Below are 18,203 nucleotides of genomic sequence, written 5' to 3' on the forward strand. Positions count from 1 at the left end.
ACCTGCCCTCACCAGGCACTGACGCGGGCGGCGGCCCGACCCGATGGGTCGGGCCGCCGCCCGATGTGTCCGCCCTGGCCGCGCAGGCGCGCCCAGGGGCCGGCTAGCCCGTGGCGCCGCCCAGGTCACCTGGGTCGCCGGGCCCTCCGCCGGCGCCCCCGCTCGGGCCGCCGTCGGTGCCGCCGTCCACGCCGCCGTCGGTCTCCCCGCCGGTGCCGCCACCGTCCGGGAAGCCTGTCGGCGGCTCGAAGGTGGGCTCGGTCGGCGGGACGGTCGGCGGTTCGGCGGTCGGCTCGGTGCTCGGGACGCTGGTCGGCGGGGTGACCGTCGGCGGGACCTCGGTGGCCGGGGGCTGGGTGCCCGCGGGCGGCTGCTCGCCGGTGGGCGGCAGCTGCGGGGTCCCGGTGCCGTCCTGGGTGTCCAGGTCGAAGTCCTTGACCGGCTTCCCCTCCAGCGCCTTGGCGGTGTACGCCGCCCAGATCTTCGCCGGGGCACCGCCGCCGTTGATACGCGGCTGGCCGGTGGCCCCGTACAGCGGCTTCTGCGCGCCGGTGTTGGAGTCCTGGCCCATCACGGAGACCACGGTGACCAGGTCGGGGGTGTACCCCGCGAACCAGGCCGCCTTGTCCTCCTCGGCGGTGCCGGTCTTGCCCGCCGCCGGGCGGCCGGCCGCCTGCGCCTCGGTGGCGGTGCCGCCCTCGACGACGCTCTTGAGGATCGCGGTGGTGGAGTCCGCGGCGGCGCGCGGCACGGCCTGCTTGACCTCACCGAGGCCCGGCACGTCGACCTCCTGCCCGTCCTTGGTGATCTTCGAGACGAGGGTGTAGCGACCGTGCTGGCCGTGGTTGGCGAGGGTGGCGTACGCCTTGGTCATGTCCAGCACGCTGGCGGTGGAGGTGCCCAGCGCGATCGACGGGTACGGGGCCAGGTCCGGGGTCTTCTCCGGCACACCGAGGTCGACCGCGGTCTCCATGACCTTGCGGGGGCCGACGTCCACGGCCATCTGGGCGTAGACCGAGTTGACCGACCGGTCGGTGGCCTCGGTGACGGTGATCGGCCCGTACGACCCCTGGTCCTCGTTCTCCGGGGCCCAGGGCTCGCCGCCCCAGCCGACGATCGGGCGCTTGTTGGTGCCGTCGTAGATCGTGTTGGGGGTGATCGTCTGGCCGCTCTGGGTGGTGGCCCCGTTCTGCACCGCCGAGGTGAAGACGAACGGCTTGAAGGTCGAGCCGACCTGGTAGTCGCGCCGGGTGGCGTTGTTCACGAACTGCTTGGTGAAGTCGATACCGCCGTAGAGCGCGACGACCTTCCCGGTCTTGGGGTCGATCGAGGCGCCGCCCGCGCGGACGTACTTGTCGACCTTGCGGTCCTTGCTGAGCTTGCTCATCAGCTGTTCCTGGACCGCGTCGACGAAGGCGTCCTGCTTCTTCCGGTCGATCGTGGTGGTGATCCGGTAGCCGCCGCGCGCCAGGGTCTGCTCGTCGATGATGCCGTTGCTGGTCAGGTAGTCCTCGACCGCCTCCACGAGGTAGCCGCGCTGGCCGGACATGGCCGACTGCGGCTTGATCCTGCCGGGCGTGGGGAACTTCATCGACTCCCGCTCGGCGGAGTCCAGCCAGCCCTGCTTCACCATGCCGTCGAGCACGTAGTTCCAGCGGGCCACGGCCGCGGGCTTGTTCTCCGGGTGGGCCACCACGTCGTACGCGCTGGGGGCGTTGAGCAGCGTCGCCAGGTAGGCGGCCTCGGCGGTGCCGATCTTCTCGATGTCCTTGCCGTAGTACGCCTGGGCGGCGGCCTGGATGCCGTAGGAGTTGCGGCCGAAGTAGCTGGTGTTCAGGTAGCCCTCGAGGATGTCGTCCTTGCTCACCTCGCGGTCCAGCTTGATCGAGATGAAGAACTCCTTCACCTTGCGGGTGACGGTCTGGTCCTGGTCCAGGTAGTAGTTCTTCACGTACTGCTGGGTGATGGTGGAGCCGGACTGCTTGCCCTTGCCGGTGACGGTGTTCCAGCCGGCCCGGACCATCGCCAGCGGGTTGATGGCGGACTCGGTGTAGAAGTCGCGGTCCTCGGCCGCCAGCACCGCGCGCTGGGCGGTCTTGGGCACCTGGCTGAGCTGGACGTTCTCCCGGTTGACCGCGCCGTCGCGGGCCAGCGGGGTGCCGTCGGAGTAGAGGTAGACGTTGGTCTGCTTGATGGCGGCCTTGTTGGGCTTGGGGATGTCGACCAGCATGTATCCGGTCACGAAGGCGCCACCGATGAGCAGCACGATCAGCAGGAAGCCGCCCAGCACCATGCGCCAGGTGGGGAACAGCCGGCGCCAGCCGGTGCGCTTGGGTCGCTGCTTCTTGCCCTTCTTGTTCTTTTTGTCCGCCTTTGCGCCTTCGCTGCTCTGTGCGCCAGAATTCCCGCCCGGAGTCGGGGCCATGGCGCCCGGGATCAGGCCCGGGGTCGGGTTGACGGCTCCGGGGGCCGGGGCCGGGGCAGGGGTGCCCGGCGGCGGGCCGCTCGGCTTGGCCGCGCCGCTCGCTGCGGCCGCGTTGCCTGCTGCCGCCGCGCCGCCTGCTGCCGCCGCGTTGCCGCCCGCCGGGCCGTTCAGGCCCGCCGCGCGGCCGGTGCCGCTGGTCGTCTCGCCGGACGGGCGCGCCGGGGCGCCGCCGGGGCGTTCGCCGCCGGGGCCCTCCTTGCCAGGGCTCTCTTTGCCAGGACCCTCATTGCCCGAGCCATCCTTGTCGCCGCTGCCCGCGCCGGGGCCGCCATCACGGGGGCTGTCCGCGCCGGAGGCGGCGTCGGCGGGGCTGTCGTCGCCGGGCTTGCCACCGCCGTCCCGGGACGCCCAGCTGGGGCCGGAGCGGGAGGGAGAGGAGCCGGAAGCGGAAGGGGAACCAGACGGGGAACCGGAGGCTGGGTCACTGTCGTCCTTCGGCTGTCGGGGTTCCTGCTGCTGGGGCTCGTCGCTCATGTCTCCTGAGACTCCTCGGCCGCCGTGAAAGGTTGCGTCGACCCCGGCGGAAATGGTGGCGTGTCGGGCGAATAGCGTGGTACGCCCCAATAAATCACTGTCGCATCATGCCTTCTGGGCGGAGCGGCTGGCACGCTCCCGTGACAGGTCTGTGACCGGCCGAACGGATGATCTTCATCACTCCAACCGGTGAAAACCCCTTGGCTCTTCCCAGGGCCCCCGCATTAGGCTCGGGAGCTTTGGCTACGGGAACGAGGGAGGGGCCGACGCGATGCGGTTATACGCGGCCGTCGCGGTGAGCGGATTCCGGCGCTACGCGACATACCGGGCCGCTACCGCGGCAGGAGTGTTCACCAACACCGTCTTCGGATTCATTCTCGCCTATACCTACCTCGCGCTGTGGGACCAGCGGCCGCACCTCGGCGGCTACGACGCCTCCCAGGCGCTGACCTTCGTGTGGATGGGCCAGGCGCTGCTGGCCGCCGCCGCGCTGATGGGCGGCAGTTTCCAGGAGGAGCTACAGGACCGTATCCGGTCCGGGGACATCGCCGTCGACCTCTACCGCCCGGTGGACCTCCAGATGTGGTGGCTGGCCTCCGATCTCGGCCGCGCCGCCTTCCATCTGCTGGGTCGCGGCATCGTACCGATCATGGCGGGCGCGCTGGTCTTCGAGCTCACCCTGCCTGCCTCGCCGCTCGTCTGGCTGGCGTTCCTGCTCTCGCTCGCCCTCGGCGTCCTGGTCGGTTTCGCGGTGCGCTACCTGGTCGCGCTGACCGCCTTCTGGCTGCTCGACGGCTCCGGAGTGAACGCGATCAGCGCCCTGCTGTGCCTGTTCTTCTCCGGCATGCTGCTGCCGCTGACCGTCTTCCCCGGAGCGCTCGGCGAGATCGCGCGCGTCCTGCCGTGGGCCGGGATCTTCCAGGTTCCGGCGGACGTCCTGCTGGGGGAGTACCAAGGGGCCTCGCTCGCCGGGGCGTTCGCCTTCCAGGCGGCCTGGGCGGTGGCACTGCTGGCGGCCGGGCGCGCGCTCCAGACGGCGGCGACCCGGAAGGTGGTCGTCCAAGGTGGCTGACGCACGCCCGCGCCCGGGCGCACGGCCGTGCGGCGCATCGGAGCGGCGCGACGCATGGGAGCCGGACCACGAGGCGGAGCCGGACCACCAAGCAGAGCGTGACCACGAGAGCGAGCCGGGCCACGAGGGGCAGCCGGGCCGGGACCGGGAGCCGCGCCATGGCTCGCGGCTGCGCCAGGGGCTGCGCGCCTATGGGCTGATCGTGGCCATGTGGGTGCGTTCCACGATGGCCTACCGCGCCTCCTTCCTCATCATGACCTTCGGCAATCTCGCCGTCACCGGTCTGGACTTCGTCGCCATCTGGCTGATGTTCGCGCACGTGGACAGCCTCGGCGGCTTCACCCTGCCCGAAGTCGCCCTGCTGTATGGCACCACGAGCACCGCGTTCGGCCTCGCGGACCTGGCGCTGGGTTCCATGGACCGGGTGGGCCGGCGGGTGCGCGACGGCACCATGGACACCCTGCTGGTGCGGCCCGCGCCGATCCTCGCCCAGGTCGCCGCCGACCGCTTCGCGCTGCGCCGGCTGGGCCGGATCAGCCAGGGGCTGTTGCTGCTGGTCTGGTCGCTGACCGCCGTCGAGGTCGACTGGTCCTGGGACCGGCTGCTGCTGGTGCCGGTGATGCTGCTGAGCGGGGCGGCCATCTACGGGTCGGTGTTCGTGGCGGGCGCGGCCTTCCAGTTCTGGGCCAGTGACGCCGCCGAGGTGCAGAACTCCTTCACCTACGGCGGGAACACCCTGCTCCAGTACCCGCCGACGGTGTTCGCCAGGGAACTGCTGTGGGGCGTCACCTTCGTCGTCCCGCTGGCCTTCGTCAACTGGCTGCCCGTACTGCACATCCTGGGCCGCCCGGACCCGCTGTCCCTGCCGGCCTGGACCGATTTCGCCTCGCCGCTGGTCGCCCTCACCACCGGCGTGCTCGCCGGGCTGGCGTGGCGCGCGGGGCTGCGTACGTACCGGAGCACGGGAAGCTGATCCGCTGCGAAGTCTCCGGTCGCCGGAAGCTCCGGCCGGCGGAAGCGGAATCAACGAGGAAAGCGGAATCAACGATGAAAGCCGAGGGGAGCGGAGTGCGTTGGACGAGTGCGGATTCATCGACGTCGACCGGATCGAGAAGGTCTTCGTGGTGCGGCGCAAGACCGGGCGGGTGCGCCGGGAGCGGCAGGAGGTGCGGGCGGTGGACGGCATCAGCTTCCAGGTGCCGCGTGGCGAGATGGTCGGCTACATCGGGCCCAACGGCGCGGGCAAGTCCACCACCATCAAGATGCTGACCGGCATTCTGGCGCCCAGCGGCGGCCGGCTGCGGGTGGCCGGTGTCGACCCCTCGCGCGACCGGCACCGGCTGGCCCACCGGATCGGGGTGGTCTTCGGGCAGCGCACCACCTTGTGGTGGGACTTGCCGCTACGCGATTCCTACGCCCTGGTGCGCCGGATGTACCGGATTCCCGACCGTCGCTACCAGCGGAATCTCGACCGCTGCGTGGAACTCCTCGATCTTGCGAAGCTGTTGGAGGTGCCGGTCCGGCAGCTGTCGCTGGGGCAGCGGATGCGCGGGGACATCGCCGCCGCGCTGCTGCACGACCCCGAGGTGCTCTATCTCGACGAGCCCACGATCGGGCTCGATGTGGTCAGCAAGGCGAAGGTGCGCGCGTTCCTGCGCGAGGTGAACGCCGAGCAGGGCACCACGGTGCTGCTCACCACCCACGATCTGACCGACATCGAGCAGCTCTGCAGCCGCGTCATGGTGATCGACCACGGCCGTCTGGTGTACGACGGCGGGCTGGAGGGGCTGCACGCGGTGGGGGAGAGCGAACGCACCCTGGTGGTCGACCTGGAGCGGGAGTTGCCGCCGATCGAGGTGGCGGGGGCGCGGACGGTGCGGACCGAGGGGCCGCGGCAGTGGCTGGCCTTCCCGGCGACCGGCAGCGCGGCGCCGATCGTCGCCGCGGTGGCCGCCGGATATCCGCTGGTGGACCTCTCGGTACGTGAGCCGGACATCGAGGACGTCATCGCCAGGATGCTCTATCCGGCGGCGGACGAGGCGGGCCCCTCACCGGACTCCGGCCGGGAGGACCCTCAGCCGCGCCGTCGATAGGGTGTGCGACATGACCGATGATCTCCCTGAGATGCGTGCCTCCGACGCCGAGCGCGAGCGGGTCGCCGATGCCCTGCGGGACGCCGTCGCCGAGGGCCGGCTGACCATGGAGGAGTTCGAGGAGCGGCTGGACGCCGCTCTCCGGGCCCGTACCCACGGCGAACTGGAGCCGCTGGTACGAGACCTGCCGGCGCCCGCCCGGGCCGCGGCGCACCACGCGGCGTACCCCGCGCCCACCGGGCCGGCGGGAGACTCCGACTGGCCGGCCCGGATCGGCCACACGCCCACCTCCCGCAGCGGCATCGCGGTGCTGAGCGGCTTCGACCGCAGCGGCGGCTGGGTGGTGCCGCGCCGCTTCACCGCCTTCAGCTTCTGGGGCGGCGGGGAGATCGACCTGCGCGAGGCCCGCTTCGAGGACCGCGAGGTGGTGATCCGCTGCATCGCCATCATGGGCGGGGTGCAGGTGACCGTGCCCCCGGACATGGAGGTGCACGTCAACGGCATCGGCATCATGGGCGGTTTCGACCACAGCGGGGCGGGCGAGGGAAGCCTGGGATCGCCCCGGGTCACCGTCACCGGTTTCGCCTTCTGGGGCGGCATCGGCGTGGAGCGCAAGCTCCGCAAGGCGGAGCTCAAGCGGCTGAAGGCCGAGCGCAGGGAGCTTCGGGCGCAGCGCCGGGAGGACCGCAGGGAGGACCGCCGGATGGAGCAGCAGCGGCGCCGGCCCCTGGAGAAGTCCCGCGATCCGGAGGACTGGCCGGACCGCGACCGGGACGAGTAGGGGACCGGCGGCGGGTCAGAGGGCGGCGGCGGTGCGGCCGCGCAGGCGGTCCAGGTCGAGTGCCCGGGCCATCGCGCGGTAACCCTCGTCGCTCGGGTGCAGGTGGTCGCCGGAGTCGTACTCCGGCCGCAGCCGCCGCGCGTCGTAGGGGTCGCTGAGCGCCCGGTCGAAGTCCACGACGGCGTCGAAGACCTTCCCGTCCCGGATCTGCCGGTTCACGCCCTGCCGGGTGGCCTCCAGCTCGGGCGTGTAGCCGCGGTGCCCGTAGAAGGGCATCACGGTGGCACCGATCACCCGCAGGCCGCGTGCGTGGGCCTGCTCGGTGAGGCGGCGCAGCCCGTCCGCCAGCTTGTCGGCGTCGGTGACGTGCGGGTTGCGCAGTATGTCGTTGATCCCCAGCTGGATGACCACGGTCTCCACGCCGGTGCGGGAGAGCACATCGCGGTTGAAGCGGCTCAGCGCGCTGGGGTTGTCCGGCGGGAAGTGGTGGCCGTTGCTGAGCACGCGGTTACCGCTGATGCCCTGGTTGAGCACGCTGTACCGGGGCGCCCCGCGCTGGGTGCGCAGACGCTCGGCCAGGTAGTCCGTCCAGCGGTGGTTGGCGCCCGCGGTCGAGGTGACGCCGTCGGTGATCGAGTCGCCGATCACCACGACCGCGCCCCGCGCCTCCTTGGACCAGACGTCCACCGCGGTGAGGTACCGCCAGTACGGGCTCTGCTCGGTGTAGGCCAGCCCCAACGGGTCCTGGGCACGGTCGCCGCGCGCCAGGTACGAGGTCTGACGGGCGTGCGGGTGGTAGGTGACCAGGCCGGAGGGGGTCGGGGAGTAGGTGGTGACCAGCAGGTCGGCGGCGTCCGGCACGGTCAGCCGCACCGCGTCGCTGACCGCGCTCTGGCCGGCCGGGATGGTCACCGAGGGACGGTCACCGAAGGTCAGCCGGCGCAGCGTGCCGGGCGCGGCCGCCGGGTTGCTGGGGGTGGCGGCCACCGCCACCGAGGCGCTGGTGATGGTCAGCGGACGGGCGCCGTACAGGTTCGACAGGTGGATCCGGACCATGCTGCCGCCGACGCTGGTGTGCACCACGTTCCGTATCGACATGTCGGTAAAACCGTCGTACGTGCGGGGTTCGGCGGCGGCCGCGGACGTGGACCAGGTGCCCACCCAGCTTCCCGAGGACGCGGGCTCGGCCGCGCTGCGCGGCTTGTGCGGCGAGGCGTCCAGCGTCCCGTCGCCCCGGCCGACGCCGAGGTATATCGCCGTCGAGACGAGGACCACCACGGCCACCAGCGCAGCCAGTACGGCGAAGGCCGTACGCCTGGGCATCGTGGGCACGGTCATGTGCGGGTGTCTCCTCGGGCAGGCGGAGCCCCGGGGCTCCGAGTGGACGGGAAGGGTGCGGTGTAACCACGCGTGATCGAGGGCGCCGTTGCCCGTCCGATCGGCCCTCCATGATCCCACGTTCGGGTAACGCGCCGTGCCCCGGGCCGGTGTGCCGCGCCCGGGCGCGGGGCGGGAACTGAAGGTGAGATGCCGGGAGTAGGACAGGTGTGAACAATGCACAGGGGGACGGCCTGACCGGGTGGAGTGGATGGAACGGACGAATGCGGATACGGCAGGCGAGCCCCGCGCTCCGATGAGCGAGCGCCCGGCGAGTGGTGGCGGTGACGCGGAGCACGACGGTGTCGCGGCAGGTGGCGGCGGTGCGGCGCCTGGCGGCGGCGCGGAGCCTGGCGGCGACCCGTCAGGTCGTGGCCCCGTGTCAGGTGGCGGCGCGTCGCCGGCCGGCACTGCCGCATCAGCCGGCACTGCCTCGTCAGGTGGCACTGCCTCGTCAGGTGACCGAGGGTCGGTGGCTGGTGGCGGTCCGTCGGGCACCGGCGGCTCGTCCGGCGGGGGCTCGGCCCGCGGCGGCTCGGCGGGCGGTGGCGGCTCGCCCGCAGGTGGCTCAGGCGGCTCAGCGGGCCCTGAAGGCCCGGGAGGTCCTGCCGGCCCCGGTGGCCCGGTCCGCGGGGGCTGGTCCGGCGGCGGCCGGTCGCCAGGGGGCGGTCCGGCGGGGGGTTTCGTGCCGGAGGGGCCCGCGGATGCGGAGCGGCGGCGCGGGGTGCGCCGGATGAAGGCGTTCGCGACCGGGTTGCTGCTGGCGGTGGCCGCCGTCTACGCGCTGGCCGCGTGGGCGCGGGCGGCCGGGGCCGGCGGCTGGGCCGGTTATGTGGCCGCGGCCGCCGAGGCCGGGATGGTCGGCGCCCTCGCCGACTGGTTCGCCGTCACCGCGCTGTTCCGGCGGCCGCTGGGCCTGCCCATTCCGCACACCGCGATCATCCCGACCAAGAAGGACCAGTTCGGCGTCAGTCTGGGTGAGTTCGTCGGCGAGAACTTCCTGCCCGGAGAGGTGATCCGGATGCGGCTGCGCGCCATCGGCGTCGGTGGCCGGCTGGGCGCCTGGCTGGCCGAACCGGCGCACGCCGACCGGGTGACCGCCGAACTGGCCGCGGCGCTGCGCGGCGCGCTCACCGTGCTGCGCGACTCCGATGTGCAGGCCGTGGTCGGCGAGGCCATCAACCGTCGTGCGGCCGCGCAGGAGATCGCGCCGGGGCTGGGCGACATGCTGCGCAGGGTCGTCGCCGACGGCGGCCACCGCCGGGTCGTGGACCTGGTGTGCGTACGCGGCCATGACTGGCTGGTGCTGCACGGTGACGCGGTGATGGAGGCGGTGGTCGTCGGCGCGCCGGGTTGGACGCCGCGGTTCGTGGACCGCAGGGTCGGCGAGCGGGTCTACAAGGAGCTGCTGCGCTTCGTCACCGAGATGCGGGACATGCCCGATCATCCGGCGCGGGGCGCGGTGGACCAGTTCCTCACCGATTTCGCCGGGGATCTGCGATCGGACGCCGACACCCGGGCGCGGGTGGAGCGGCTGAAGTCGGAGCTGCTGGGGCGCTCCGAGGTGCAGGATCTGATCGCCTCGGCGTGGGCCGCGGTGCGCGGCATGGTGGTGGCCGCCGCGGAGGACGAGCGGAGCGAGCTGCGGCTGCGGGCCCGGGCCTCGATCCTGTCGCTGGGGGCGCGGATGTCCGGCGACGAGCGGCTGCGCGCGAAGGTGGACGGCTGGCTGGAGGACGCGGCGGTCTACGTGGTGACCACCTACCGCGACGAGATCACCTCGCTGATCACCGAGACCGTGGCCGGCTGGGACGCGGAGCACACCTCGCGCAAGATCGAGGCGCACATCGGCCGCGATCTGCAGTTCATCAGGATCAACGGCACGGTGGTGGGCGCGCTGGCGGGCCTGTGCATCCACGCGGTCTCGCGCGGGCTTGGAGCGTGACTTTCGAACGAGACGGAAGCCCGACAGGACGGAAGCCCAGGTCTGAGACCTGGGCTTCCGAGGGCCCTGCCGCGACGTCAGCGCCTGCGAGGTGGGCTTCCTTCGGCGGCATTGTCCGCATCAGGTGATTGGAGGTCGCCGTCCAGTCTTCGGACCTCTCGGTCGTCCGACCTTCGGGCCTCTCAGCCGGGCCAGTCGATGGCGCCGTCAGCGGGACTTCGGGTTTCCCCTGGGTCTCACGACGTCACCTCGTGGTCAAGCTCCCTCGCTCGCCCCACAGGCTTACTAAAAGAGTAACTCTGTCGCGGAAAATGCAAAAGGCCTGAGCTGAGGCAATATAGGTTGATTTCTCTCCCTTTGACCCCGGTTACGGTCCAGTCTGTGAACGAGCCCTTGCCCAGCGGAGCCGGCTCTTGGAGGATCGAACAACTCGGGGTCTGGGTCCGTCCCCCCGGACCGATCTGTCGACCACGGGAGTCAAGAGATGAAGCTGCTGCGTGTCGGGCCGGCGGGGGCGGAGCGCCCGGCCCTGCTCGATTCCGCCGGGGTGCTCCGCGACCTGTCCGACGCGGTGCGGGACATCGACGGCGAGCTGCTCGCCGATGACGCCGCCCTGGACCGGATACGCACCGCCGCCGCCACGGGCCGGCTGCCCGCGCTGGACCCGACGGGGCTGCGTACCGGCCCACCGCTGGCTCGTATCGGCAAGATCGTGTGCATTGGGCTGAACTACCACGATCACGCGGCCGAGACCGGCGCCGCGATCCCGCCCGAGCCGATCCTCTTCCTGAAGGCCCCGGACACGGTGGTCGGCCCCGACGACACGGTGCTGGTGCCGCGCGGCAGCGAGAAGACCGACTGGGAGGTCGAGCTGGCCGTCGTCATCGGCCGCACCGCCCGCTACCTGGAGTCGGACGAGGCCGCGCTCGCCTCGGTCGCCGGGTACACCATCGCGCACGACGTCTCGGAGCGGGAGTTCCAGATCGAGCGAGGCGGCCAGTGGGACAAGGGCAAGAACTGCGAGACGTTCAACCCGCTGGGCCCCTGGCTGGTGACGGCCGACGAGATCCCGGACCCGCAGGCACTGCGCCTGCGGCTGTGGGTCAACGGCGTCCTGCGGCAGGACGGCACGACGGCCGACCAGATCTTCCCGGTCGCCCAGGTGGTGCGGTACGTCAGCCGGTTCATGACGCTGTACCCCGGTGACGTGATCAACACCGGCACCCCGGCGGGCGTGGCCATGGGCCGGCCGGACCCCAAGCCCTACCTGCGGGCCGGTGACGTGGTCGAGCTGGAGGTGGACGGCCTGGGCCGCCAGCGCCAGCAGCTGAAGAACGCGTAAGCGCTCGCCGCTCGGCCGCTCCGCGCGTCGCGGGCCTGTGCGGGTGCGGGGAGGGGGCTGGTCCGCGATGCCGGGGGGCTTGGCGGAGCGGGCCCCCGGTAAGCGGAGCGGGGCCCGGCTGCAGGAGGGGCGCAGCCGGGCCTGCGGCGAGGTCTCATCCTCAGCCTCCCCGGACTTCGTCCGGGGGCGCCCCCAGGACGGGCTGGATTTCGTCAGTCGCCGAACGGGCTGGGCTTCGTCAATCGCCGGACGGGCTGGACTTCGTCGGGTCGAGCGGGACCGTACGGCCTTCGGTCGCGGAGCGCCGCGCCGCTTCCAGGACGCGGAGCGCGGCGGCCGCCTGCAGGGCCGTCACCGGCGGTTGCCCGCCGTCCCGCAGGGCCGCGGCCACCCCCGCGTAGTACGCCGGGTAGTCGCCGGGCAGGGTCGCCACCGGCTCGCCGCCGCCGGTCAGCGGCGACTGGCCGGAGCCCAGGCGGCCCCACGCGGATTCCGGCTCGACGCCCCACGCGGTGGAGTCGCCGGGCCGCGCGCCCGCGCGCAGCGCGGCCTCCTGCGGGTCCAGCCCGTACTTCACGTAGCCCGCCGCACTGCCCAGCACCCGGAAGCGGGGGCCGAGCTGGGCGGTGGTGGCGCTCATCCACAGATGGCTGCGGACGCCCGAGGCGTGGGTGAGGGCGATGAAGGTGTCGTCGTCGGCCGCGGCGCCGGGCCGGCGCACGTCGATCTCGGCGTACACCGAGGCGGCCGGGCCGAAGAGGGTCAGGGCCTGGTCGACGAGGTGGCTGCCCAGGTCGTACAGCAGCCCGCCGATCTCGGCCGGGTCGCCGGACTCGCGCCAGCCGCCCTTGAGCTGCGGCCGCCACCGCTCGAAGCGCGACTCGAAGCGCTGGACCTCGCCGAGCGCGCCGTCCGCGATGAGCTTCTTGACTGTGCGGAAGTCGTTGTCCCAGCGGCGGTTCTGGAAGGCGCTGAGCAGCAGCCCGCGCTCGCCGGCCAGCACGGCGAGCTCCTCGGCCTCGGCGGCGGTGGCGGCCAGCGGCTTGTCGACGACCACCGGCAGACCGGCCTCCAGCGCGGTCCGGGCGAGCGGGACGTGGGTCCGGTTGGGCGAGGCGATGACGATCAGGTCCAGCTCGGCGGCCCTGCTCCACAGCTCCTCGGGGGTGGCCGCGCACCGCGCCTGGGGGTGCTCGGCCAGCGCCTGCCGCTGCCGCTCGGGGTTGCCGGTGACCACGGTGTCCAGGGTCAGTCCCTCGGTCGCCGCGATCAGCGGGGCGTGGAAGACGGAGCCGGCCAGGCCGAAGCCGATCAGTCCCACGCGGAGCGGGCGGCCGGCGCCGCCGGATGTGGCGGATGTGCTGGGGCTGCCGGTGGTGCCGGTGGTGCTTGGGCTGCCGGGAGTGGCGGATGCGCTGGGGGTGCCGGTGGTGTCAGCCATGCACTCCACTTTGACAACGCTGTTGCCAAAGCGCAAGCGGCGGGGAGAATGGCTCCTGTGCGGCAATTTCACGACACCGGTTCCGGAGCCAACCTCTCGGTGCTGCGCGGCCACAACGCCGCGCTCGTCCTCGGCCTGCTGCGCGAGGCGGGCGAGGCCGGGGCGAGCCGGCTGGAGCTCGCCGAGCACACCGGCCTCACCCCGCAGGCGGTCAGCAAGATCACCGCGCGGCTGCGCGCGGAGGGTCTGGTCGCCGAGGCGGGCCACCGTCCCTCCACCGGCGGAAAGCCGCGCACCGTGCTGCGGCTGGTGCGCCGGGCGCGCGGCGCGATCGGGCTGCACCTGGACCGCGACCGGCTTACTGCGGTGCGGACCGATCTCACCGGTGAGCCGCTGGAGGTGCGCGAGGCCCCGCTGGATCTCGGCGCGGATGTCGCGGCGGTCCTGGCGACCGTGGTGACCGAGGCGGCGGCGCTGCTCGCGGCGGGGGACGGTCCCGGGGCACCGGACACCGCCGGGAGGGCGGGGGCCGGGCCGGTGCTCGGGGTGGGGGTCGCCGCGCCCGGGCCGCTCGACCACGCCTCCGGCGTGCTGCGCCGGGTCACCGGCGCCCCGCACTGGGACGGCTATCCGCTGCGCGACGCGCTCGCCGGCAGGCTTGGGTTGCCGGTCGTCCTCGACAAGGACACCAATGCCGCCGCGCTGGGCCTGGCGCTGCGCGCGACCGACGGCCCCACCGGCTCGCCCGGCGGCGCCACCGGCTCCACGACTGGGAGTACCGGCACCACCACCGACTGGCTCGGTTCCCCCACCGACTCGTTCGCGTATCTGCACCTGGGGACCGGCCTGGGCGCCGGGCTGGTGCTGGGCGGCGAGGTGTACCGGGGGGCGCGCACCGATGCCGGGGAGTTCGGGCACCAGGTGATCCAGCTGGACGGGCCGGTCTGCGGCTGCGGCAATCGCGGCTGCCTGGAGGCGATGTGCCTCGCCGCGGTCGCCGACGGTGACCCGGCGCGCGCGGCGCGACTGCTCGGGGTCGGCGCGGCCAATCTCGTCCGGCTGCTCGACATCGACCGGGTGCTGCTCGGCGGCAGGACCGTGCTGGCCGACCCCGGACCGTACCTGCGGGGCGTCGGCGAGGCGCTGGCCGAGGACGCGGTACGCCGCGGGGCCGCCGCCGTCCCGGTCGCGGTGGCCGGATCCGACGGGCGCGCGGTCGTGACGGGCGCGGCGCAACTGGTGCTGGCCCCGCTCTTCGCCCGCCGGATGGGATAGCCGGGCCCCGGCCCCCGTACCGGGCGTGCCTGGCCCGGCCCTGCCGATCGGGACCGGCACTGGGCTGATCGAGCGGGATTGTGACGGCCAGTCGGAGTCAGTCGGCGGCCGCCGCACGGTGTCGCCGTGCTCGCGGGGAAAGTCCGATTAGCCCGGAAAGCACGGCAGCAAAGGTTCGTTATGCGTCTGCCCACCATGCCCGCCGTCTGCGTCGCGGCGGTGGCCACCGCGATCGCACCCCTCCCGTCCTGGCCCGCGGCCGCCCATGCGCACCCCGCCGCGCACGGGCCGGGCCGGGCGCCCGCGCCCGTACTCGCCGCCGCGCCCGCCCTGGCCCCCGGGCACGCCCCCGCCGCCGCCCCCGCGCCCGCCTGCGGGGAGCGGGACAGCCCTCGCTTCCCGCTCCGCGCCGAGCTGCGCGGCGGGCCGAGCCGGTTCCCGCGCGGCGGGTACTGGCGGGCCTGGCACCTGGAGTTGCGCAACACCACGCGCGCCGAGTGCCGCGCCATCCACCCGGTCGTCGTCCTGGCCGACCGGGGCCGGGCGCTGCGCCCCGACCACATCCGCCTGGAGTTCTACGACGAGCGGGCGGCCCTGTGGCGCGCCGTACGGTTCGAGACCACCGGTGAGGACGAGAACGTCGGCGTCCTGGACGGCGCGGGATTCAAGGGCTTCGCCGTGCCGTCGCGCCGTAGCGTCACCGCCGCCATGCGGGTGCGCTTCACCGAGAAGGCCCCGACCGGGCCGGTGACCGCCAATGTCACCACGGTGCAGCGGCGCGAGGGGGACGGCGACTGGGTCGGCCAGTCCGGCGACGTCTCCTTCCGGATCACCCAGGGCCCGGCCGCCGATGCCGATGCCGATGCCGCGGGCGCGGGAACCGACCGTGAACCGGGCGGTGGCAAGGACTCCGGCAGCCCCGTCGGCGCGGGCCCGGACGCCGCGAAGCCCGGCACGGGCAAGGAGCACACCGGCCCCGGCAAGGGGGACGAGTCCGGCCCCGGCAAGGGGGACGAGTCCGGCCCGGGCAAGGGGAAGGAGTCCGGCTTCGGCAAGGAGCGGGAGCTGGGGCCCGAGGCGTATCCGCAGGCCCCGGCCCTCGCCGAGACCGGCCACCCCCGGCGGGCGGAGCGCGACCGGCTGCTGCCGATCGCGGGCATCAGCCTCGCCTGCCTCCTCGGCGGCTTCGGACTGGTCGCCCTCACCCGCCGCCTGCGCCGCTGACGCGCCCCATCATGGCCTGGAACCGCCCCCCGCAGGTGATTGCCTAGGCGCTCGGCATGGGCAGACCCTGCGGGGAGTACCCAGGGGAGGGGCCATCATGCAGCGGAAGACCGTGCTCGGGATCGTGGTAGCGGTGCTGATCGTCGGGAGCGTCACCGACGTCTTCGAGAGCGACGACAAGGATGACAAGAAGGGCGGGGCCGCCAAGGGGAAGCCGACCGCCGCCGCCAGCGCGCCGGCGAAGCCCGGCAAGGGGTCGAAGACCGCCTCGAAAGCGGTCTCCGCGTTCCCGTCCCCCAACCCCGCGCAGACGAAAGACCTGTTGAAGCGGCTCGGCAAGATCCATCCGTATCTGGCCGCCAAGGAGGTCAGATCCGTCAGCCGGGCCCGCAACGTCTGCAACGACCTGCGGCACCACAAGGGGGACACGACCGGAGTGAGCCGGCGCGCCGCCGCGTACTTCAGCGGCGGCGACGTGCCCAACCTGAGTCCGGCCCAGGGCGCCCGCATCGTCACCGCCGTGCGCAAGACGTTCTGCCCGTGAGGCTCAATTCACCACGGCACGCGCGATCAGCGTGCCGATGTGACCGGGCGTGGGCGCGTCGAGAACCCGTACGTCGGCGTCGCCGAAGCCGGCCCTCAGCAGAAGATTGGTCCATTTCCGGGGCGTGTAGCTGTAGCGGTACGTGAACATGGCCTTCCCCGCGAATCCGCCCTTGTACATCCCCTGCGGGCCGTATGCGCCGGGGATCGCCGGAGGGTGGGAGAAGGCCAGCACCCCGCCGGGGTTGAGCCGCTGGGCGATCAGCGGGAGCAGCCGGGCCGGGTCGGTGAACCAGACCGCGCCGAAGATCGAGTAGATGGCGTCGTAGGTCTCCGTGCTGCTGCTCAGATGCTCCAGCACTTCAGCGCAGACGAACTGCGCGCCCCAAGGCCCCCACCGCTCGGTGGTGTGCGCGACCATCACGGGCGAGAGGTCGACGCCGGTGGCCTTCACCCCGCGCTGAGCGAGGCAGGCCAGCGCCCGCCCGGTGCCGCAGCCGATCTCCAGCGCCGTCGCCGGGTTGCCCAGGAGCTCCGGCCCCGGCCCATGCCCGGCGTACTGGGTCCAGCAGAAGACGGGGTCGGACTCGAAGACCTTGTCCTTGGTGCTCTCCGCGTAGGTGTCCCAGAGTTCGCGCTCGGCGTCGATGTCGTGTCGTACGGGCAACGGGCTTCCTCGCTTGGTGGGTAGGAACGCGGCATTGCCCCCACCCCCGGTGAGGAGGGCAGGGGCAGGCACTCTAGTGCCGGTTCAGTGGCTGTCGGGGACCTTGTTGTCACAGGGCGAGCAGTCGGAGGCATCGACCTCCCACAACTCGTCGTCGACCTCGAAGCCGTTCTTGCGCAGCAACCCGGCGGTCCGCAACACGGTGCCGTCGCGGCGGCGTTCGATCAGCGGCGCGTGGTGCTTGTACTTCCCGCCGTTGTACTCGTCGCACAACGCGAAGTAGAGGGGGGTGTCGAGGATGAGCTGGTGGACCCCGATGTCGACGGTGTGGCCGACGCCCATGTCCACGCCGGGCTTTTCCATGGCGGTGATCAGGTACGCGATGCCCTGGCCGAGGATGCGCTCGGCGAGGCTGCGCACCACCACGCTGTCGCGCAGCAGCAGCCGTACCTCGCGCTCCCAGAGGTCGGTCACGCCGGCATCCGAGACCAGGTGGGGGACGCGCTGCTCTAACGCGTTGAGGATGATGCGCGGATCACGGGTCCGCGTCTGCATGGCCGTACTCATCGTGCGTTCTCCTTCTGTGTGTGGAGTTCGCTGCACTTGCTGACCCGGACCGGTCGCTCTGAGCCTTCCTGCTCGTCGGCGGCCGGACCGGGGGCTTGCTCGCCTAGCGGCGGCTGCTGGGCCCCCGCTGGATCGCGTTCCGGCAGTCCGGGGCGAAGTCGGGTACGGGCTGGCCGTCGAGGGTGTAGCAGAGGGCGGCGTGCAGTTGCTCGGCCTCGGCCGTGGTCAGTAGGAGTTCCGAGACGCCGACGACCTCGCCTTCGCGGGCGACCCACAAGGGCAGCGCGAGGTGTCCGTCTTCCGCACGGCGGACGGGATGTCCGGGGCGTTGCCCGATCTGCCAGTCGGTCATGACGATGCCCCCTCGTCCGTGAGGCGCAGGCCTCGGCTCTCCGCCACGCGCAGCGCGTCGCGGAGTGCTTCGGTGAGCCGGGTGGCCAGGAACCGCAGTTCCCGGGCGTCGGCCGTCGGGTCGCCCACGAGCGCGTGCGCGTGCTGGATCACCTCGACGCCCATGCGGAGCTGCACCGCCTCCATCTCGTCGGCGAGCTTCCACAGGTGGCGGTCGGCACCGCCGTCGGGGGCGAGGTACGAGGGCTGTCCGGCCGGACCGGGCCACGGCAGCAACCGGGGTGACGCACTCATCGCGCGGCCGCCTTCGTGGCGTGAGATCGGCTGGGGCTGAACTGGATGCCGTGTACGGCGAGGACGCGGGTGCCGTAGCCGTCGTACGCGGGGTGGGCCGTGGGTGGCTCGGGCTGGGTTGTGCGGTGGCGGCCGCATGCGCGCAGCAGCAAGTGCAGCAGACGGTCAGTGAATCGGGGGATAGCCTTACGCACGTTGACGCTCCTCAGCAGCGTTGACCACGCCCCCGGGCCGACGCACATCGGTCGCGGGGGTCTCTGTCAGAGGCAGAC

At 72.6% G+C, this 18,203-nt stretch carries 17 protein-coding genes; 9 read left to right on the top strand and 8 right to left on the bottom strand.

The annotated features are described in order from the left end of the window. Nucleotides 1–103: 103 nt before the first annotated feature. A complete protein-coding gene (locus tag AC4BDD_RS18985; protein WP_490686641.1) occupies nucleotides 104–2,959 on the bottom strand; it encodes a transglycosylase domain-containing protein in 2,856 nt (951 codons plus the stop codon). A gap of 271 nt (nucleotides 2,960–3,230) precedes the next feature. On the opposite strand from AC4BDD_RS18985, the gene AC4BDD_RS18990 reads away from it, so the two are divergent. The 4 genes from AC4BDD_RS18990 to AC4BDD_RS19005 all read left to right on the top strand — a co-directional run bounded on the left by AC4BDD_RS18990 (nucleotide 3,231) and on the right by AC4BDD_RS19005 (nucleotide 6,905). Further along, the gene (locus AC4BDD_RS18990; RefSeq protein WP_490686642.1) at nucleotides 3,231–4,031 is read left to right on the top strand and encodes an ABC transporter permease; all 801 of its coding nucleotides are present in this window, start codon (nucleotides 3,231–3,233) and stop codon (nucleotides 4,029–4,031) included. Nucleotides 4,032–4,239: 208 nt separating this feature from the next. Continuing rightward, nucleotides 4,240–5,004, top strand: a complete 765-nt coding sequence (locus tag AC4BDD_RS18995; protein ID WP_490691840.1) for an ABC transporter permease — start codon at nucleotides 4,240–4,242, stop codon at nucleotides 5,002–5,004. Nucleotides 5,005–5,104: 100 nt separating this feature from the next. Continuing rightward, on the top strand, nucleotides 5,105–6,124 hold the full coding sequence (locus AC4BDD_RS19000) for an ABC transporter ATP-binding protein (protein WP_490686643.1): 1,020 nt from the start codon (nucleotides 5,105–5,107) through the stop codon (nucleotides 6,122–6,124). A gap of 10 nt (nucleotides 6,125–6,134) precedes the next feature. Beyond that, a complete protein-coding gene (locus AC4BDD_RS19005) occupies nucleotides 6,135–6,905 on the top strand; it encodes a DUF1707 SHOCT-like domain-containing protein (RefSeq protein ID WP_490686644.1) in 771 nt (256 codons plus the stop codon). A gap of 15 nt (nucleotides 6,906–6,920) precedes the next feature. Here AC4BDD_RS19005 and AC4BDD_RS19010 read toward each other — a convergent pair whose 3' ends face one another. Further along, nucleotides 6,921–8,243, bottom strand: a complete 1,323-nt coding sequence (locus AC4BDD_RS19010) for an SGNH/GDSL hydrolase family protein (protein ID WP_490686645.1) — start codon at nucleotides 8,241–8,243, stop codon at nucleotides 6,921–6,923. 511 nt (nucleotides 8,244–8,754) lie between these two features. Here AC4BDD_RS19010 and AC4BDD_RS19015 point away from each other — a divergent pair. Then, nucleotides 8,755–10,227 carry a DUF445 domain-containing protein gene (locus AC4BDD_RS19015; RefSeq protein ID WP_490686646.1) on the top strand — a complete coding sequence of 491 codons (1,473 nt, stop codon included), beginning with the start codon at nucleotides 8,755–8,757 and terminating at the stop codon, nucleotides 10,225–10,227. Nucleotides 10,228–10,711: 484 nt separating this feature from the next. Continuing rightward, the gene (locus AC4BDD_RS19020; protein ID WP_490686647.1) at nucleotides 10,712–11,569 is read left to right on the top strand and encodes a fumarylacetoacetate hydrolase family protein; all 858 of its coding nucleotides are present in this window, start codon (nucleotides 10,712–10,714) and stop codon (nucleotides 11,567–11,569) included. 238 nt (nucleotides 11,570–11,807) lie between these two features. Here the strand turns inward: AC4BDD_RS19020 and AC4BDD_RS19025 are convergent, their stop codons facing one another. Beyond that, on the bottom strand, nucleotides 11,808–13,010 hold the full coding sequence (locus AC4BDD_RS19025; protein WP_490686648.1) for a Gfo/Idh/MocA family oxidoreductase: 1,203 nt from the start codon (nucleotides 13,008–13,010) through the stop codon (nucleotides 11,808–11,810). Nucleotides 13,011–13,058: 48 nt separating this feature from the next. Between AC4BDD_RS19025 and AC4BDD_RS19030 the strand changes: the two genes are divergently transcribed. The 3 genes from AC4BDD_RS19030 (at nucleotide 13,059) to AC4BDD_RS19040 (ending at nucleotide 16,053) form a co-directional block, all read left to right on the top strand. After that, on the top strand, nucleotides 13,059–14,285 hold the full coding sequence (locus AC4BDD_RS19030; protein ID WP_490686649.1) for an ROK family protein: 1,227 nt from the start codon (nucleotides 13,059–13,061) through the stop codon (nucleotides 14,283–14,285). A gap of 180 nt (nucleotides 14,286–14,465) precedes the next feature. Then, nucleotides 14,466–15,509, top strand: a complete 1,044-nt coding sequence (locus tag AC4BDD_RS19035) for a hypothetical protein (protein WP_490686650.1) — start codon at nucleotides 14,466–14,468, stop codon at nucleotides 15,507–15,509. 97 nt (nucleotides 15,510–15,606) lie between these two features. Then, nucleotides 15,607–16,053 (top strand): DUF732 domain-containing protein, encoded by a 447-nt coding sequence (locus AC4BDD_RS19040; RefSeq protein WP_490686651.1) that lies wholly within the window; start codon nucleotides 15,607–15,609, stop codon nucleotides 16,051–16,053. 3 nt (nucleotides 16,054–16,056) lie between these two features. Here the strand turns inward: AC4BDD_RS19040 and AC4BDD_RS19045 are convergent, their stop codons facing one another. From AC4BDD_RS19045 to AC4BDD_RS19065, 5 genes are all read right to left on the bottom strand, one after another. Then, nucleotides 16,057–16,719, bottom strand: coding sequence for a class I SAM-dependent methyltransferase (locus AC4BDD_RS19045; protein ID WP_490686652.1), 663 nt, complete (start codon nucleotides 16,717–16,719; stop codon nucleotides 16,057–16,059). Between the two features lie 84 nt (nucleotides 16,720–16,803). Continuing rightward, a complete protein-coding gene (locus AC4BDD_RS19050; RefSeq protein ID WP_490686653.1) occupies nucleotides 16,804–17,286 on the bottom strand; it encodes a hypothetical protein in 483 nt (160 codons plus the stop codon). Between the two features lie 103 nt (nucleotides 17,287–17,389). Further along, complete coding sequence (locus AC4BDD_RS19055) at nucleotides 17,390–17,638, bottom strand: hypothetical protein (RefSeq protein ID WP_490686654.1); 249 nt, start codon at nucleotides 17,636–17,638, stop codon at nucleotides 17,390–17,392. After that, nucleotides 17,635–17,931 carry a hypothetical protein gene (locus tag AC4BDD_RS19060; RefSeq protein WP_490686655.1) on the bottom strand — a complete coding sequence of 99 codons (297 nt, stop codon included), beginning with the start codon at nucleotides 17,929–17,931 and terminating at the stop codon, nucleotides 17,635–17,637. The genes AC4BDD_RS19055 and AC4BDD_RS19060 overlap by 4 nt, the downstream gene beginning before the upstream one ends. Further along, nucleotides 17,928–18,125, bottom strand: a complete 198-nt coding sequence (locus tag AC4BDD_RS19065) for a hypothetical protein (protein WP_490686656.1) — start codon at nucleotides 18,123–18,125, stop codon at nucleotides 17,928–17,930. The genes AC4BDD_RS19060 and AC4BDD_RS19065 overlap by 4 nt, the downstream gene beginning before the upstream one ends. Nucleotides 18,126–18,203 lie beyond the last annotated feature (78 nt).

Source organism: Streptomyces sp. JLBT605, assembly GCF_058215555.1.